This window comes from Pseudomonas sp. TH31 (assembly GCF_016650815.1).
Lineage (GTDB): Bacteria > Pseudomonadota > Gammaproteobacteria > Pseudomonadales > Pseudomonadaceae > Aquipseudomonas.
In genome coordinates this window covers 75,655-93,780 of the sequence record NZ_JAEKEZ010000016.1, presented here as the reverse complement: position 1 = coordinate 93,780, position 18,126 = coordinate 75,655, and the positions used below count along the sequence as shown (strand labels likewise).

General features: G+C 60.2%; 12 protein-coding genes and 3 pseudogenes. 1 reads left to right on the top strand and 14 read right to left on the bottom strand.

Features of this window, described 5'->3' with window-relative positions; genetic code table 11:
* From JFV26_RS14265 to JFV26_RS14240, 6 genes and pseudogenes are all read right to left on the bottom strand, one after another.
* Positions 1–306 (bottom strand): annotated as a pseudogene (locus JFV26_RS14265) (acyl-CoA dehydrogenase N-terminal domain-containing protein); the annotation flags it as partial.
* Positions 299–2,858: pseudogene (locus tag JFV26_RS14260) on the bottom strand (efflux RND transporter permease subunit). The pseudogenes JFV26_RS14260 and JFV26_RS14265, both read right to left, overlap by 8 nt.
* A gap of 31 nt (positions 2,859–2,889) precedes the next feature.
* Complete coding sequence (locus JFV26_RS14255; protein ID WP_201193297.1) at positions 2,890–3,963, bottom strand: WD40/YVTN/BNR-like repeat-containing protein; 1,074 nt, start codon at positions 3,961–3,963, stop codon at positions 2,890–2,892.
* A 152-nt stretch (positions 3,964–4,115) separates the two neighbouring features.
* Positions 4,116–5,474: a DUF1329 domain-containing protein gene (locus tag JFV26_RS14250; RefSeq protein WP_201193295.1), complete on the bottom strand. Its 1,359-nt coding sequence runs from the start codon at positions 5,472–5,474 to the stop codon at positions 4,116–4,118.
* 40 nt (positions 5,475–5,514) lie between these two features.
* Entirely contained in the window at positions 5,515–7,512 is a 1,998-nt protein-coding gene (locus tag JFV26_RS14245; protein ID WP_201193293.1) for a DUF1302 domain-containing protein, read from the bottom strand.
* Between the two features lie 129 nt (positions 7,513–7,641).
* Entirely contained in the window at positions 7,642–8,208 is a 567-nt protein-coding gene (locus JFV26_RS14240) for an alpha/beta hydrolase (RefSeq protein WP_201193291.1), read from the bottom strand.
* A 375-nt stretch (positions 8,209–8,583) separates the two neighbouring features.
* On the opposite strand from JFV26_RS14240, the pseudogene JFV26_RS14235 reads away from it, so the two are divergent.
* A pseudogene (locus JFV26_RS14235) lies at positions 8,584–9,665 on the top strand (AraC family transcriptional regulator).
* 148 nt (positions 9,666–9,813) lie between these two features.
* Here the strand turns inward: JFV26_RS14235 and JFV26_RS14230 are convergent.
* From JFV26_RS14230 to JFV26_RS14195, 8 genes are all read right to left on the bottom strand, one after another.
* Positions 9,814–10,824, bottom strand: coding sequence for a YeiH family protein (locus JFV26_RS14230; protein WP_201193289.1), 1,011 nt, complete (start codon positions 10,822–10,824; stop codon positions 9,814–9,816).
* A complete protein-coding gene (locus JFV26_RS14225) occupies positions 10,821–11,147 on the bottom strand; it encodes a Rieske (2Fe-2S) protein (protein WP_201193287.1) in 327 nt (108 codons plus the stop codon). Before JFV26_RS14225 ends, JFV26_RS14230 begins: the two co-directional genes overlap by 4 nt.
* A complete protein-coding gene (locus tag JFV26_RS14220) occupies positions 11,144–11,806 on the bottom strand; it encodes a DsbA family protein (RefSeq protein WP_201193285.1) in 663 nt (220 codons plus the stop codon). Before JFV26_RS14220 ends, JFV26_RS14225 begins: the two co-directional genes overlap by 4 nt.
* On the bottom strand, positions 11,803–13,137 hold the full coding sequence (locus JFV26_RS14215; protein ID WP_201193283.1) for an MFS transporter: 1,335 nt from the start codon (positions 13,135–13,137) through the stop codon (positions 11,803–11,805). The genes JFV26_RS14220 and JFV26_RS14215 overlap by 4 nt, the downstream gene beginning before the upstream one ends.
* A gap of 106 nt (positions 13,138–13,243) precedes the next feature.
* Entirely contained in the window at positions 13,244–14,296 is a 1,053-nt protein-coding gene (locus JFV26_RS14210) for a 3-keto-5-aminohexanoate cleavage protein (protein ID WP_201193281.1), read from the bottom strand.
* A 78-nt stretch (positions 14,297–14,374) separates the two neighbouring features.
* Positions 14,375–15,223 carry a TauD/TfdA family dioxygenase gene (locus JFV26_RS14205; protein WP_201193279.1) on the bottom strand — a complete coding sequence of 283 codons (849 nt, stop codon included), beginning with the start codon at positions 15,221–15,223 and terminating at the stop codon, positions 14,375–14,377.
* 14 nt (positions 15,224–15,237) lie between these two features.
* Positions 15,238–16,218: a quinone oxidoreductase family protein gene (locus tag JFV26_RS14200; protein ID WP_201193277.1), complete on the bottom strand. Its 981-nt coding sequence runs from the start codon at positions 16,216–16,218 to the stop codon at positions 15,238–15,240.
* Between the two features lie 1,245 nt (positions 16,219–17,463).
* Positions 17,464–18,078 carry an FMN-dependent NADH-azoreductase gene (locus tag JFV26_RS14195; protein WP_242487825.1) on the bottom strand — a complete coding sequence of 205 codons (615 nt, stop codon included), beginning with the start codon at positions 18,076–18,078 and terminating at the stop codon, positions 17,464–17,466.
* Between the last annotated feature and the right edge of the window lie 48 nt (positions 18,079–18,126).

The window sequence follows — 18,126 nt, the reverse complement described above, 5'->3', positions numbered from 1 at the left end:
ACCGTACGCCGGGTCGCCCCCGACGCCGACCCAGCCACCCTCGGCAAAGGCACGGTAGGCCGCCGGGAAGCCGGCTGGCGTGTGCACAACACCGTCACTCCACGAACAGCCCTGCTCGTCTCCACTGCGATTGAGCGGTGCGATGAGGTCCGCAGTGATCTTGCCAGCCTCCTCGAGGACGGCATTGGCGGTGTCTTCATCCACCGCTTCGGCCAGGGCCGGCATTGTGGCCCACAACCGGGATACTTCGAAGACTTCGTTGAGTACGAAACGAATGTCACGCAAGGGCGCTTTGTAATCAGACATGATTGAAATACTCAGGCAATGTCAGGGCATTGAACATGCCCTGGTCAGTGGGCGTTTCACCCTCACGGGTGTACGAAAAAAAATCGAACAGGGCTATCAACGGAGTTTGATCGAGGGGGTGCCGGGGCTTCGCAGCAGGAACCAGGACAGCGCCGGAATCAGGATCAGAGCACCGAGCATGTTCCAGATGAACATGAAGGTCAGCAGAATGCCCATGTCGGCCTGGAACTTGATCGGCGACCAGACCCAGCACACCACTCCGGCCGCCAGGGTAATGCCGACCAGGCCGACCACCCGCCCGGTGAAGGCCACCGCATTGCGATAGGCCTCCGACAACGACAGGCCTTGGCGCTGGTACTGCAACTGCACACTGAGCAGGTACAGCGCGTAGTCCACACCAATCCCCACGCCTAGAGCGATCACCGGCAGGGTCGCCACCTTCACGCCGATGCCCAGAACCACCATCAACGCCTCGCAGAGGATCGAGGTGAGCACCAGCGGCAGCAGCGCCACCAGCGTCGCGCGCCAGCTGCGGAACGTGATCAGGCAGAACAGGGTCACCGCCGCATAGACGTAGAGCAGCATGGTGTGGTTCGCCTCGCGCACCACGATGTTGGTCGCGGCCTCGATGCCGGCAGTGCCGGCGGCCAGCAGGAACTGACGATCCTCGGTGCTGTTTTCCTTGGCGAACTTGTCGGCAATGGCGACCACTGCGTCCAGCGTCTCGGCCTTGTGGTCTTTGAGGTACGCGATCACCGGCATCACGGAGCAGTCGGTATTGAACAACTCCGGCGCATTGACCGAGGCCTGCTGCGCAGCGTAGTTCAGCACGTTTTGGTTGCGCTGGATGCTGTTGAGCTTGGGGTTGCCCTCGTAGGAGCCGGCGGTGATCTGCCGTACCGCGTTGACCAGCGATGACGTCGCTTGCACGCCCGGGTATTGCTGCAGCTCCCAGGCCAGTCGGTCGGCCAGGATCAGTGTCTTGTAGTTCAGGCAGCCTTCGGCCGGGGTCTTGATCATCACCGCGAACAAGTCGCTGGACAGCGCATAGTGGCTGGTGATGTAGGCATTGTCGCGGTTGTAGCGCGAGTCCGCGCGCAGCTCCGGGGCGCCGCTGTCGAGGTCGCCGATCTTCAGCTGCTGGCTGACCATGAAGCCACCGATACCCAACAGCACCGCGACCAATAAGGTGCCGGTGGCCCACCTGGGCGTCGTAAAGCGGTCGAGCATGTCCCATAGTTTGCCGAAGCCGCGATGCTTGGCAGCCCGGTGTCGATCTTCAGTGCACGCTCGGCGGCCTTGGCGCCAACACCGATATAGGACAGCGCCACCGGCATCAGCAACAGCGAAGTGAAGATCAGCACCGCCACACCGATACTGGCGGTGATGGCCAGGTCCTGGATCACCGGAATGTCGATCAGCATCAGCACCGCGAAACCGACCGCATCGGCCAGCAGCGCGGTGACGCCGGCGATGAACAGGCGGCGGAAGGTGTAGCGCGCCGCTACCAGTTTGTCTGTGCCACGGGCGATGTCCTGCATGATGCCGTTCATCTTTTGCGCCGCATGTGACACGCCGATGGCGAAGATCAGGAAAGGCACCAGCACCGAGTAAGGGTCGATGGCGTAACCCAGCCAGGCGACGATGCCCAGTTGCCAGACCACCGCCGTCAGCGAACAGAAGATCACCAGCAGGGTGCTGCGGATGCAACGGGTGTAGAGGTAAATGATGACAAATGAGGTGATCACGGCCAGACCGAAGAACATCATCACCAGGATCAGGCCGTCGATCAGGTCGCCGATCAACTTGGCGAAACCGATCACGTGGACCTTGTACTTGCCGTGGCCTTCTTTCCCGGCCTTGCGCGCGGAGCTGTCACCGGCAAATTCGATCTTGTCACGCAACTGCTCTTCGAGCATCTGGGCGAACTGATAGTAATTGATGCCGTGACCGGTGGCCGAAGTCTTGTCCAGCAGCGGCACGATCAACATGGTCGACTTGAAGTCGCTGGCCACCAGGCTACCGAGGATGCCGGCGCGGTTGATGTTCTCGCGCAGATGCTCAATGTCGTCGGGCGAGCCCTGGTAGGTATCGGGCATCACCGGACCGCCCTGAAAGCCCTCTTCGGTGACTTCGGTCCAGCGCACCGCCGGACTCCACAACGACTTCATCCAGGCGCGGTCGACGCCCTCGGTGAGGAACAAACTGTCATTGACCTGCTTGAGTACACTCAGATATTCGGGGTCGAAAATGTCGCCCTGAGTGTTCTCCACCACCACCCGCACCGAGCTGCCCAGACCGCGTAAAGACTTGCGGTTCTCCAGGTAGTTCTGGATATACGGCTGGCTCTGCGGAATCATTTTCTCGAAGCTGGGACGCAGTTCCAGACGGGTCGCCGCCATATAACCCAGTACCAGTGTGACCAGCGCCATGACCAGTATGAACAGCGGACGGTAGTTGAATACCCACCGTTCCAGGCGGTTGCCGGAGCGTCGATCGAAGTCACGCAAGTGGCGGATCACCGGCATGGTGTCTTGCTTGAGGTTGCCCATGTCAGGGTACTCGCTCTAATTGATCCAGTTCTTATTCGACGCGAAGCGCGCGCACACCACGACTGCCCACCAACACCAGCGAACCATCGGCGGCCAGCGCGGCGCCTGCCACGGGTGACTGGCCTTGCTGCGGCACCAGGTGCAACTGCGCACTGCCTGCCGGCTCAACCAACATGTGCCCGGCCTGAGTGAACAGTCGGTAGTCGCCTTTCGAGTCGAGGATGGCAGCGGTGAGACTGACCGGCAGCCCGGTATTCAACCCGCTCCAACTGTTGCCGCCATCGACGCTGCGCAACACATGCCCGCGCAGACCGTAAGCCAGCACTTCGCCAGGCTTGCCGATGACACCGAAAAAGCTGCCCTGATAGGGCGTCTGCAAGGCTGTAAAACGCTGGCGGGACTCATCCCACTTGAGCAGCAGGCCTTGTTCACCGGCGATGTACAGCGCGTCGCCCGTCGAGGCGATGGCATTGAGGTGCAAACTCTGCGGATTGTCTGTCCGGTCCTGAAAGGGCATCCAATGCTTGCCGCCGTCCTCGGTACGCAGGATCAGGTTGAACACGCCGACCACATACCCCAGTTGGTCGTTGGCGAACCAGACACCGAGCAGCGGCTTGTCGGCGCCCTCCTCCACCAGACGCTGGCCGTCGCTGACGAGCTGCGCCCACTGTTCGTTAGCCGGATCGGCACTGGCCAACTCACCGTAGTGCTGGACCAGCAAGGCACCGATTTGACGGCCATCGAGCTGCTTGCTCCAGGTCGCGCCGGCATCGCTACTGTGCAGTACCACACCGTCATTGCCGACCGCCCAGCCCTGCATTACCGAAGGAAAATTCACCGCAGTCAGATCGGAGCTGACGGGTACGGCCGCCTGCTGCCAGTGCTTGCCGCAATCATCGGAATAGAGAATGTGGCCGCGCTGTCCGACAGCAACCAGTCGCTCACCCGCACGGGCCGTATCCAGCAAGGGACTGTGCATCGCCAAGGCACTGGCACTGGCCGGTAGATCCAGCACGTCGACGTAGCTGTCTGCCTGAGCGACACCCCGCAACAGTGCCAGCGTGACGCCCAGCGCCAGCAACACGTACTTCTTGTACGAACACATACTGCGTCCTCTTGAGGGAACTTTACCGGGGGGCACGCTGCGTGCACCCCGGCGTTGAAGTCAGACGCCCAGGCCCCTCGGCATCACGCCAAGAGTCGTCCGGTCACGGTCGGGGAGCCAGTGGACCGAACGGGCGCTGTGTCACCCTGTGCTTAGCGAATACCGGCACCCGCCAGGGACTCCGGCGACCACTGCACCTTCGAGAGGGGTTCGATGTACTTGATGCCACCGTATGGGCCTACCACCCCATTGATGTTGTAGGAGCCACCGACCAGGTCGTAGATCATGAAAGGCGTGGCGTCCGGAACCTGCTTGTCATAGCTCTGGCTGAGGAAAGCGAAAGAGCCACGGTAGAGCTGACCACGCGCGTCGTACTCGTCGGAGGCCAGAGCGGTCCAGCTGTCTTCATCCAGGTAGATGCGACGCTTCTGGTAGACGTGCCGTGCACCCGCCTTGAGTTCGCCCTCCACAACCCAGACGCGGTGTTTTTCCCAGCGCACGAAGTCGGGTGCGAGGTGGTTGGGGGTGGTTAGCGACTTGGGATCCTGGGCATAGGTCAGCTTGTAGGTGTTGTAGGGCACGATCATTTCCTGCTTGCCCACCAGCTTCCAGTCGTAGCGATCCAGCGCACCGTTGAACACGAAGACATCGTCGTAGGTGCCTGCGCCGGCAGTGCCCGGGTTAGGCGTGTCGTAGGCCAGGTTCGGTGCCAGTTTTACCCGACGCTGGCCAGGCAGGTACTGCCAGGCGCGGCGCGGCTGCTGCAGTGGGTTGGCGGCGTCCTTGAGCATGATCGACTCGCCGGCCCGGCGCGCAGGGCCGGTGTAATACAGCTTCATCTGATAGTAGATGTCGGCGCTGCTGATGGGCTTCGACAGGTTTTCGTAAATCGGGTAGGCGATAAACGCTTCGCCGGTGATCGCCAGGCTCGGCACGCCCGCCGAGTCTACGTTCCAGGAGTCGTACTTGGAGTTGATGCTGACCCCCTGGTAGCGCAGCAGGAAGTTCCACATGGCCTCGGCCCCCGTTTGCGGGATCGGGAACGGCACGCCGGGCAGTACGTTGTCGATGGCCAGCCCGCCTTCGAGGGACTTGGCACCGCTGGCATTTTTCACACCGTTGTCCAGCACCGCCTGCGGCAGTGCTGCCGTGCGATGGGTCGGATACACGTCGATGCGGTAGCTGGGGAAACGCTTGGCCAACTCTGCCGTGGTGGCAGTGAGCATGCCCTTGTACTGATCAACGTTCTTGCCACTGATCACCTGCACCGGCTTTTCACTGGCAAAGGGGTCCGGACGCATGCTGTCGCCGGACTTGAAACTGGCCGGAGCAGTGGTCAGACCGCCGTGATAGGCCGGAATGGAACCATCGGCATTACCGGCCTTTTCGGCCCCCACCAGGGTCAGGCTGCTGCCGAGTTTGGCCGCCTCTTGAGCCGATACAGCGGCCTGAGCATCAATGGCCAGGACCATGGTCAGCGAAGCGGCCAAAAGCGAGTGCACGAATTTCATATTGTTATTCTCCTGCCTACTTGAGTAAGCCATTCGTGAATCAGAAGGTGGTTTTCATCGTCAGGTAAACGGCGCCACGGTCTTGAGTGGTCGCGCCAGCGCCGGAGAAGGCCGAGTAGCCACCGCCATAACACGCATAGTTCTGGTTACCGCTGAAGGCGTTCGGCGTTGAACCGTTGCCACCGGTTGCGCCGGTACTCGAGCCACTGACATCACACTTGTCGGTCTTGCCGAAGGAATCCACGTACTTCAGGTCGACAAAGTATTTGTTGTAAACAACAGCACCGACGCCGACCGCATAGTTACCGGTGTCTTTCGCCCCGCCGCCATTTACCGGTGACACGCCGGCAAGCCCCATGTTGATGGACAGCGGCATGTTGAAGTCGACACCAGGAAGCACCTGGTACCAGGTCGGCGTGAAGTTGGCGGCGATACCCCAGTTGTCCCGAGTCGGAGCATCGACGCCGTGGTAGCTGCTGTTGCCCTTGTAGAGCGCCTCGTTCTTGCTATCGAGCTTGAGCAGATTGCTGTAATACAGCTCGGTGAGCAGGGTTGCCGAATCGAACACCGACGTCTTGGGCAGGGTCATCAGACCGTTGAGCGTCCAGTGCAGCGTGTCACCGGTGGCACTCATGCTGTCGCCGTTGCCCGGGACGTCGTAGACGATGCCGGTCTGCGCCGTACGAGCAGGCAACAGACCCAGACCGGCGCCCAGCCCCAGTGGCCCGGTGGAGCTGAGAATGGCCGGGATGCTGGCAAGGGGCATGTTGTGACGGATGTTCAGGTCGGAGCCGACACTGACGCCGCCAATATCTTTCGACAGGCTCAGACCGAAGATGTGGATATTGTCGGCATAGGCCAACTGGTAGGTGCTGGTACTCAACGAGTTCAGCGTATTGACGACCGCCGGCACCATGCCTGCTGGCCGAGTCCCGTTGGGGTTGGCCGAACTGATCCCTGTGGCGTTCAACCACGCCTGCGGCAAAATATCCGAGGTATTGCGGTAGTAGATGCCGAGGGTACCGTCCAGCCAGGTTGGCGACCACTTGGCCATCACGCCCCAGTCTCCGCTATTACTCGGCGTCAGATCGTGACCACGACGCACGTTGGTCAGCCCGTTGCAAGGCGCCAGACCACAGCCCAGCGGGCTTGCGGGGACGATGGCATTGGTATTGCCCAGCAGGAAAGACTGCGCGCCGAACCCCACCAGATCGGAACCGCCATAGTAGGTACCGGCCTCCGGCAGGCGGGCAGCATCCCAATCAAGGAAGTACTGGGCGCCCAGGGTCAGCTCGGGATTGACGGTGAAGGTCATCGAGAGCTGCTTACGTGGAACGAACAGCTCCTTGGCTTCGGTACCCGGGGACGCCGCCAGCTTGGCCAGGTCGAGGCCAGACTGGCCGTAACTGACCGAGTGCACCGGGTTCAGAATGGTCTCGCCCCAGAACACATTGTGCTGACCGGCCTTCACGCTGAGCAGGGACTCATCGCCCACTTCAGTGTTGTAGAACACAAAGGCATCAAGAATTTCGCCGGACGGACCACTGTAGTAGCGCTGGGCGTAGTTGCTCAGGTGGGAACTGCCATTGCCGACGTTGTCCTTGGTAACCGCGGCCAGACGTGGGTCATTGGCGACCAGCCCTGACGTTCCGCCATTGCCGTTGACGAAGGGATTGGAGCTGGAACCGACATTGTCATAGGCCTTGTCGTACCAGCTCGTGGCACTGATACGAAAACCCTTGTTGCCCTGGTTGACGACATCCAGTTCGGTCAGCAGGTCAACGCGATCGGTAATATTGGTGCCGGCTTTTCGGAAGTTGTAGTCGCCGTCGTTGTTGTTCGGCGTCCCCAGCATGCGCTTGTCAGCATTTTCGGTGCGCAATCCGTAGTTGTACTTGACGGTGTTGTCGAAGCGCACTGACCAATCGGGATTACCGGTATCCAGTTCGAAGGCGTGGGCCGTCGGCAGGGAAGCGGCCAGAATGGTCGAGGCCAGAAGGCTTCGACGCAAAGGGCTGTGATTCTTATTGTTATGCATTAGGTTGTCTCCGCCTTTTTTGTATTTTTTTTAAAGCGTAGTGACCCTCGCACTGGCTTCTGCTGAAGGAGCCTGTGCTTTCAGGAATGAGGGCAATTGCCGCAGGCTTGTGGCCAGGCCGGCTCCTGACTAACGATCCAGTTCCAGAATGAGCGCTTCGGCCTCGGACCATTGGCCATAACCCGAAGCCGGATTGAGGTGGCCGACTTCACCCAGATTGAGCAGTTCGCTCCCCCAGCCCCGAACCAGGCGAGCGACAGCGTCCAGGCTGGCGAGGTGATCGTTGGTACTGCCGGCGACGATGCTGCGAAATGGCAGCGCACCTTTGGGTAGAGGATCCCAACCATTGGCACGGAGGGATTCAGGGGTTGGATAGCCTTGCGGCCAGCTGGCGTCGAGATCCGGCGGCGCGGCCAACAGAGCGCCCTTGATTGGATGACCGTGGCTCGCGGCCCAATGCGCCACCATCAGCACGCCGGCACTATGGGCTACCAGAATCACTGGACCTTCGATCTGTTCCAGCTCGTGCTGGATGGCCCGGACCCGAGCGGCGCAGTCGAGCTTGTCGGTTTCAAGCGGTGGCACGCTACGCACTTTGCTCAATCTGGCCTCAAGCAGCGTTTGCCAATGCTCGGCAACATGCTCTCGCAGGCCTGGCACGATCAGAACGGTTGCGGCAGTTTGCAGTTTGTCCACTTGAACACCTTCGCCTTCTCGATGACTCGACTGGCTCAATCGCCAGAAGCTTTTATAGCGCTGACATTAAAGAGCCCCCACCGTGTGTGCTTTTCATTTGACGTCAGCGTCTTTTCTTTTGATGACAGCCTGAGATTTCCCCTGTCTCCCTCTTGCGTCGAAACGTTCACCCCGCAAATGCAGCGAATGAACCGTGTCTCCAGATCGCCAGCCTGCGCAGCCTCGCGGATCAGCCTTGGCCAAGGCGCTTGAAAGTACTGGAGAGCGGAGTTCGTGAACCAAACCGTTCACGTCTAAAACTTTTCATTTCATGACTGGCTGGATATAGTCGGTCGCGCTCATTTCCATCGGAATCACTCCAGGAAAGACCTCTGCATGACAAAGCTCGTTCGCGCCGCCGTCTTGACCAACTACCTGGAGGTGAGCCAGTACCTCGGGTTCAACCCGCACGACGTGTTGGCCCGCGTCGGCCTGAGCAAGGCTGTGCTGCAAACCCCCGAGCACCGAATTCCGATCGATTCGGCAGTCCGTCTGCTGGAGGAGTCGGCCATCGCCAGCGGTTGCCAGAGCTTCGGCCTGAGCATGGCCGAGTCACGCCAGCTCTCGGACTTCGGTGTGGTCAGCCTGCTGCTCACCCACCAACGTACGTTGCGTGATGCGTTGCAGGTGCTGGTGCATTACCGCCATCTGATGAACGATTCGCTGGCAATCTTCATTGAAGAAGCGGGCAAGATGGTGATCATTCGCGAGGAGGTGGTCACCGACTCGCCGATGCACGGCCGACAGGCCAACGAACTGGCCATCGGTGTGATGTTCCGTTTGTGCGCGGCCCTGCTCGGGGCGAGCTGGCACCCCTACAGCGTCAACTTCACCCACCAGCCCCCGACAACCTGCAACTGCATCGCCGCCTGTTCGGGTGCAAGCTGGAGTTCGGCAGCGAATTCAATGGCATTGTCTGTCCCGATGCCAATCTGGACATGACCAATCCACATGCTGACCCGGCCATGGCGCGCTATGCCCAGAGCTACCTCGACTCGCTGCAGAACAAGGAAGGGCCGTCGATCCTGTTCGAGGTACGCAAGGCCATCTACCTGCTACTGCCCATGGGACGCGCCACCATCGAGCAGATTGCCCAGACCCAGGGCATGAACGTGCGAACCCTGCAGCGTCGCTTGAAAGAGGAAGGCTGCGCCTTCAACGACCTGATAAACGACGTCCGCCGCGATCTGGTGCTGCGCTATATGGATAACCCGAATTACTCGCTGGGACGTATCGCCGACATGCTTGGCTACTCCATGGCGAGTTCCTTTACACGCTGGTTCATCACCCAGTTTGGAATGCCACCTGCCGCCTGGCGCAGCGCACACAAGCAGACCACCTCAAAAGCCCTGGCTGACACCACGGCCCTCCCGGCCCAAAGAATCCTGAGCCAACCGAACCGCCGACACGACACATAAGACGCGCGGTTGGACATTGGCAAAAAAAACGGCGACTGCTGGTACAGTCGCCGCGAAATAGCCGGTGCTTGTGACACCGACCGAGAGCCTCATTGCGCCGAGGAGCTAACGCAATGCTGCACTGCCATCAAGAGAGTTGCAGTCAGGCTTACAGCCCCCAGTGCAGCAACAGCAGCACCAGGATGGCGAGAAACACCGTCTCCCCCACCATCAGCAAAATGGGCTTGATACCGACCGCGGCCAGCTCCTTGAGCTGAGTCTTCATGCCCAAGGCACTGATGGAAACCACCAGGCTCCAGCGCGACAGTTCGTTGACCGAGCCCTGCACCGCCGGGGCAACCCACCCGGTACTGTTGATGCAGGCAAGAATCAGGAAACCAACGGCGAACCAGGGCAGCAGCGGCGGCCGCTTACCCACCGTGTCGGCGCCCTGCATACGGGTGATCATGGTGGCGCAGAGGATCACCGGTAGCAGCATCGCGACCCGCATCAGCTTGACCACGGTGGCTATGTCGCCGGTCTCGGTCGACATGCTGTAACCGGCACCGACGACCTGAGCGACATCGTGGATGGTGCCGCCAAGGAACACCCCGGCCACTTGTGGCGACAACGCCAGCCAGTTGGCAATCATCGGGTAAAGGATCATCGCCGTGGTGGACAGCGCCGACACCCCGATGACGGTGAACAGCGTGGCACGCTCTTTCTGCGGATGATTGGGCAACGCCGCCGCCAGCGCCATCGCCGCCGAAGCGCCACAGATCGCAGTAGCCCCACCGGTGAGCATACCGAACAAGCGCTGAAAGCCCAGCGCCTTGGCCGCCACCACCGAGACACTGATCGTCACCACCACCAGGATCACCACCAGCGCAAAAGGCTTCCAGCCCAGCGCGGCGATCTGTTCGAGGGTGATGCGCATGCCCAACAGGGCCACGCCGATGCGCAACACGGTGCGTGCGGTGAATTCGATGCCGGCCTTGCACGGGCCGTCACCTGCCAGGAAGTTCAGCCCCATACCGAGCAGCAAGGCGAACAACATGACCGGCGCACCATAGTGTTCTGAAAGGAAGGACGCCGCAGCAGCGACGATCAGGCTGACGATAAAACCTGGCGCTAATTCACGCACTCGGCTGTGGATGCTACTGATAGCGATGGCACTCATGGCGCAGACTCCTCGGAAACGATAACGATGAATGCGTGGCCATCGACTACTTCGACTGGGTAGTTGGCGACTTTGAGTGCGGTTGAGTTGAGTAAGTAGCCGCTGCTCAGGTCGAAGCGCAGGCCATGGGCGCAGCATTGAATCACCCGCCCATCGAGGCGCCCGCCACACAGCGAGGCGCCCTGGTGCGGGCAGCTGTCGTCGATGGCATAGAGCTGCCCTTCTACGTTGAACAACGCCAGGCTTCTGCCATCGAATTCGAACAGCGCGCGGCCACCGGCCTGCGGGTGTTTGCCGGCAGGCACAGGAATACGCAGACTCATGATGGCTGGCGCTCGGAATCGCTCTGCTGCAGCGCTTCACACATGGCGCCGAACAGCACTTCGGCTGGCTGTGCCCCTGCCATCGCCAGACGACGGTTGAACTGGAAATAGGGCACGCTGCTGGCGGCCTTTACGCAACCGACATAGGGACTGGCGTTGCCCTGTAGACAATCAGCCACGTCAGCGCGGTCGAAGCCGCACGACTCGGCGATGGTGATCAAGGTGTCACGGCAACCCAGGTCCTCGCCGTTATGGAAGTAAGCCGCAAACAGGCGATCGAGCAGGAGGTCGCACTGCACCGCACCACCAAGCTTGGCGGCACGTTCCAGCAGACGATGGGCGTCGGCAGTGTTGGGCATCCTGTCGATGCGAGTCAGGTCGATGTTCAGGCCGGCTATGGCTGCGGCCTGCCGTACTTGAACCTGACGCATGCGCACCGTCTCGACACTGCCCAGGCGATTCAGATAAAACTCGGCGAACGGCTCCCCCTGTGCGGGCAGGTGAGGCAGCAACTGCACGCCATGCCAGAACACCTCTACCCCGACATCCGGCTGATCCGCGTGCAACCGGGTCAACGCGTGCTCCATCTGGCGCTTGCCGATCAGGCACCAGGGGCAGATAAAATCAAAGTACACATCGATACGTAAACTACGACTCACGACTTCACCTCAAACACTACGTTTTTGCTGACGCTGTCATCGACGTGCTCGCCCTTAAGCCGAGCAATGTCGTTGTGGTAATGACACTTGGCATAAAAGAACACGGCCGCTGCGGCAATGCTGACCAGCGGAACAAACTGGAAAGCGGCATGCAGGCCGATCAGATCGGACACCTTGCCGGTGATGAATGGCCCCGGGGCCAGACCCAGCATGTTGTTGGCCAGGGTCAGCGTGGCGAAGGCCGTGCCGTGGACCGAATAGTGGGTCAGGTTGGCAACCATCGCCCCGGCAGGCCCCGTGGTGCCGGCAGCGATCAGCATGCCCAGGCAGATCAGCGCCAGTTGGCCAGGCCCGGCCGGCATGGCGAACGCCAGCGACAACAGCAAGCAGCTGCCCAGGCAATAAGCGATGGCCAGGGCGATCTTGCGTTCCGGCGATTGGTGGCACAGGCGATCGCTCAGCATGCCGCACAGAATCATTCCTGCACCGCTGCACAGCACAATGATCGCCGCGACACCACCCGCCTTGTCCGCCCCCATGTCGTAGTAACGATTGAGATAGCTCGGCATCCACACGATCACGGTGCCGCCAACGAACAGCTGCAAGCCGCTGCCGACATAGGCACCGATCACCGAACGACTGGAAAACAACGTGCGCAACGGACGCTTGACCGCCGTAGCGGCTTTGTTCGCGGCCATGGCGGCGCGATATGGAGCGATGCGCGCTTCCTTGACGATGATCGGGTAAAGCACCGCCAGCAACAGGCCGAACAGCGCCATGCCGGCGAAGGACCAACGCCAGCCCAACCGGGTGGCAATCACGCCGCCAAAGGCCATGCCCAATACCGAGCCGAACATGCCGCCGGCCATAAAGGCACTGGAAAGCGTGGCACGCAGGTGCTTGGGGAATACGGAAATCACCACTGCGATACCGACGCTGCCATAGGCGGCCTCGCCGACGCCCACCATGAAGCGGGCAATGAACATTTGCTGGTAGTCCTGCGCAATCGCGCAGCCCAGCGTGGCCAGACTCCACATCAGCGCCATCAGCGCCAGGCTTCTGACCCGACCGAAGCGGTCAGCCAGCAGTGACAGGGGAAACGTCAAGAGGCCCACCATCAAGGCGACGATGCCACTGAGCAGGCCAAGCTGGCTGTCACTCAGCGCCCACTCACTCTTGAGCATCGGGAACACGGCGTTAAGCACTTGTCGCGACATGTAGTCAGAAATCAACAGGCCGAACGTCAGCGCGAAGACGATCCAGGCGTATTTGCGCGCAACACCGACAGAGCCAGGCTCGTCATCGTCTGCTGCGCAGGTGTGAAAGGCCATACTGCCTCCTTGGAACTCTGCTTTTATTTATTATTGTTGTCGTGCATCTGAATCTTGTTCCAATGCAGCGGGGCGAGAAGCTATCGGCCACCCGCCCCGCTACCGGTCAGCCGCGTTGTGGAACGCCTTTCTGACCAGGCTTGCGGTTTGGCGACATGCCATTGGCCAACAGGGTTTCCTCAATGCTTTGATACTGCGCACCGATGCGATAGATCGCGCGCGCTTCCTTGCCCGAAGCAATTTCACGACCCAACTCATGCGCAATACGTACGGTCTGCTCGATCTGCTGCACGGAGCTGAAGCGGTTGCCTTTCTGATCGATGATCGTGTCTTCGATGCCGACGCGTGGGTGCATGCCCATGGCCAGTGCCATGGTGTTGAACGGCAGCACGTTCTTGAGCAACGACTCGGCGGTCACGGTACTGCCATCCGGCGCACGGTGGATGAAATTGAAAAAGTTGAACGGATTAGGGCCGTCGAAGCCGCCGCCGATGCCGATCCAGGTCAGGTTCAGCGGGCCCATGTAGATGCCCTTGCGCACCAGGCGCTCGAGGGTTTCCAGGGCATGCATACCGGTCAGCTGGAAGTGTGGCTGGACGCCATTGGCCATCAAGCGCTTGAGGTGCTCCGCGACCCAGGCCGGGCCGGCCGGTACAGTCATCTCGCTGTAGGCAGCCTGATAGGCCGGGTTTGCCAGGGACGTGCCTTCCAGATACTCCGGATACAGCAGCTCCATGATATTCATCTGGACGGTGTTGATGGCCACCGTGACCTGATCCGGCTTCGGCGTCAGCTCAGCCAGCATGTGGCGAGTATCGTCAGACAGCCACTTGGCGGCTTCGCCATCGCTTTCGGGGGCGAAGGAAATCGAGCCGCCGACCTGGATGATCATATCCGGCACGGCTTCACGCACACCGGCGATCAGCTCGTTGAACTTGGACAGGCGCTTGGAGCCTTTACCATCCAGTTCGCGCACGTGCAGGTGCAATACAGTCGCACCGGCTTCGTAGCAGTCGACAGCCTTTTGTACCTGTTCGTCCATGGTCAGCGGAATGTCTTCGGGGAAGTCTTCCGGCATCCATTCAGGGCCGTACGGGGCGACGGTGATCACCACCTTTTCCATGTTTTCCGGGTGCAGGGAATCGTCGAAGAATTGCATGAGTGGCTCCTGTTATTTTTGTTACCCACGCGGCGGGCTATGCCGGGCGGACACATGTGAGAGTTCACAAGCAGTGGATCAGTAAGTCTTGTCGCCCATGATGCCGGCGCGTTCCATCTTGCGATGGCAGGGCGGGTAATCCATGACGGCGTAGTGCTGGGTACTGCGATTGTCCCAAATGGCGATGCTGTTGGGCTTCCAACGCCAGCGCACTTGATACTCGGGGATGTACGCCTGGCTGATCAGGTAGCGCAGCAGCTCCGATGCACCAGGGTTCGCGTCCTGGCCGAAGCGCACCCGTTCGGGGGTATGGAAATTACTGAAGTGCGTGGTGAAGGCATTGACGAACAGCACCTTTTCAGCGGTTTCCGGATGAGTGCGCACCACCGGATGCTCGGCATCCGGAAACTGCGCCTTGAGCGCCAGGCGTTTTTCGATCGGCATGGCCGCGCCGAAGCTCGCTTCGATGCTGTGACGGGCGCGCAGGTCGGCGATCTTCACCTTCACGTCATCAGGCAGCTGCGCGTAGGCCTGCACCATGTTCGCCCACATGGTATCGCCGCCCACCGACGGGCACTCCACGCAGCGCAGTACACAACCCATCGGCGGAGCTTCGCGCCAAGTGGCGTCGGTGTGCCAGGCGTTCTCGTAGCGGTCCGCCGGCTGGTCCGGACGTTTGTAGATACGCACCAACCCCGGATGATCCGGGTCGCTGCCGGCCACCGGATGCCCCTCCAGCTCGCCGAATCGTCGGGCGAAGGCCACGTGCTCGGCACGGCTGATGTCCTGGTCGCGCAGGAACACCACGCGGTGCTTGAGCAGCTGGACACGAATCTCGGCAAACAGACCATCGTCATGGATGGCGTCGGCGAGATTGACGCCGATCAGTTCCGCGCCGATGTTGCAGGTCAGTTGTTCGACTCTCACGGCAAGCGGCTCCCTTAAATGATGAAAATCGACGAGCCGGTGGTCTTGCGTGACTCCAGGTCACGATGGGCCTGCACGGCATCCTGCAACGCATAGTGCTGATTGATCTCGATCTTGATTCGACCGCTACCGACGTGATCGAACAACTCGCCGGCCAGGGCCGCTTTCTCCACAGGGTCGGCGATGTAGTCGGCCAGGGCAGGACGGGTCAGGAACAGCGAGCCTTTCATCGCCAGCAGTACCGGGTCGAACGCCGGGATCGGGCCGGATGCGGTCCCCACGCACACCATCAGGCCGCGGCGCTTGAGCGAATCCAGGGAGCCCATGAAAGTATTCTTCCCGACACTGTCGAACACCACATTGACACCGACTCCGTCCGTCAGCTCGCGAACGCGCTTGGCGACGTCTTCGTGGCTGTAGTTGATGACGTGGTCGCAGCCATGAGCCCGGGCGATCTCGCCTTTAGCCTCGGTGGACACAGTGCCGATGACCGTCAGGCCCAGCAGCTTGGCCCACTGCGAGACGATCAGGCCGACGCCACCGGCAGCGGCATGCAGCAGAATGCTGTCGCCCGCCTTGAAATTGTAGATGCGACGCATCAGGTACGAAGACGTCAGGCCGCGCATGGTCATGGCCGCGGCGGTCTCGAAACTGATGGTTTCCGGCAGCTTGATCAGTGGCTCGGCCGAGATCAGTCGCTCGGTGCTGTAGGCACCCAGGGTGTTGAGAAAGCCGGTGTAGGTGACGCGATCACCCACCACAACGTTAGTCACGCCCTCGCCGACCGCCTGCACCATACCGGAGGCTTCGACCCCCATGCCGTTAGCCAGCGGGATCGGATAAGTACCATTGCGAAAGTAGGTGTCAGCATAATTCAGGCCGACCGCCACATGACGAAGGCGAACCTGACCCAGGCCAGGTTCACCTACCTCGACGTCTTCATAGCGAAGGACTTCGGGACCACCGGTTTCGTAGAAGCGTACGGCTTTGGCCATGCGTATATTTCTCCAATCTATAAATTTGGCGTGCTGCGTCGAATTGCGCTGATTGGACTGTAGGTCGCAGGTCGATGAGACGCTTCTCATCAGACGACAATGGCTTTTCATTTCGTGACAGGCATACACCTGCGTGCGGTGTAGCGTTCAGCCAGGAGGTGACTCGGGACAGTGCAGACCGGCAGCAGTTTGAGTCGATGGCGAAAGCTGCCAAAGATGAGTTACAGCAGCCACAACTCAACGTGACTAACGATGCCGGTTACTCGAATGGCGAACAGCTTCAGGCCTGCCGGTATCACGCCATTGCCTTTGCTGACCACACGTGGTCACGACCGATGCAAATGGCAGGTCATCTGGCATGCAATTTCCCACTCACTGAATCGACCTGGGTTTGTAGACACATCTGAAGGGCCCCTTTTGGCCGATTCTGTTGAAAACAGTCGGCTGCGGTTTCCACGGCAAATAAGTACGCGTCTGAGATTGAAATCCGTGCTTTGCGCAGAAGACTCAGGACTCAGATTTTGCGTAGCAGCGTGAAAAAAGGCCTTTTCACCGGTCGATGGGTAGACAGGCCTGAGCGACTTTTTCAACAGAATCGGCCGTTTTCTGCCTGTCGTGACCGGTTGAATCCACAGCCGATTCCGGCCTCTCATGGAGGGCAGAATTCGTCCCAAATCAGCCCGTTGGGTCATCTACGAAATTAGAATCGACTCGCCAAGTACCACATACTTACAATTACCCGATCTGCAAACCAAACCGGGCCCACTCCACCTTGGGACCGAGACGGGACAGACTTATTTTTACAGTCACAAACCCTCATCCTCACCGAAATAGCGCTCCCCATGCACAACCGCTACTGCCACGAAATCTGGTTTTCCCCTGACGAAAATGGCCAGCAAAACCCCTCCTGTATCTCCTTCGGCCCGACCGGCGATGCTGCCAGAGGCTTGAACGAGCCTGGCAGTGAATGCGTATGGGTTTTCTAGACGATTTTACAAAACCCTGCACACTGCCCGACGGGACGATCAGCTACGCCAGTCCCGGCGGAGCCATTCCCACCGATGCGATTAGCCAGTATGGCGAGTTTGCGGTGCTGGGTGGCCGCGAAACGGATGCACAAGGTGGCACCCTACCCGCCTCACTGGGAACACTTCTGTCAGGCGGGGCTGCCTGCTGGCGGCGCGTCCTGTGGTGGTCTTTGCACGGCTGGCGCTGTGGAATCGTATGGGCCAGGAGAAGTGCCGTCTAAACCAGCGACTTTTGAATTTGATGATCAAATGTATCCAGAAAATCGTGCATGCCGATTTCTCCGAGATCTACAGCTTTAGCGCCGCCGGCCGCAATAAAGGTGACATCAGTGATACCCAGGACGTTGAGGATCAGTTTCAAATAGTGGGTCGCTATGTCACGGTCTCTAATCGGCGAGTCGTTGGTGTATACACCTCCCGAGGCGAGCAGCACCGTTGCCTTTTTACCGGTCACCAGCCCTTTACCATCAAAGCCCAGGGTCAGGCCTTTACGAACCACGTGATCCACCCACGCCTTGAGCGCCGCAGGGACGTTATAGTTGTAGACCGGCGTTGAAATAACCACGTGATCGGTTTCCAGCAACTCGGCCGCAAGCTCATCGGATAGCTGCAACACGGCTTTCATTTCAGGCGAATGTTGGGTTTGCGGGGTGAAGTAAGCCTGTAACCAGGGGGCCGTCACGAACGTAAGCGGAGTGTCCGTTAGATCCCGTATTTTGACGGCGCCCCTGGGGTGTGCAGCTTCCCACGCGGCGACAAATCGGCGAGTGAGCTGCCGGGAGATCGAAGCATCCCCACGTGAGCTGGTTTCAATGCTGAGAAGCCTGGACATGGATGTAACTCCTGCGCGGTGACGCGGCGGTAGGTTTTGCGTTGTCGC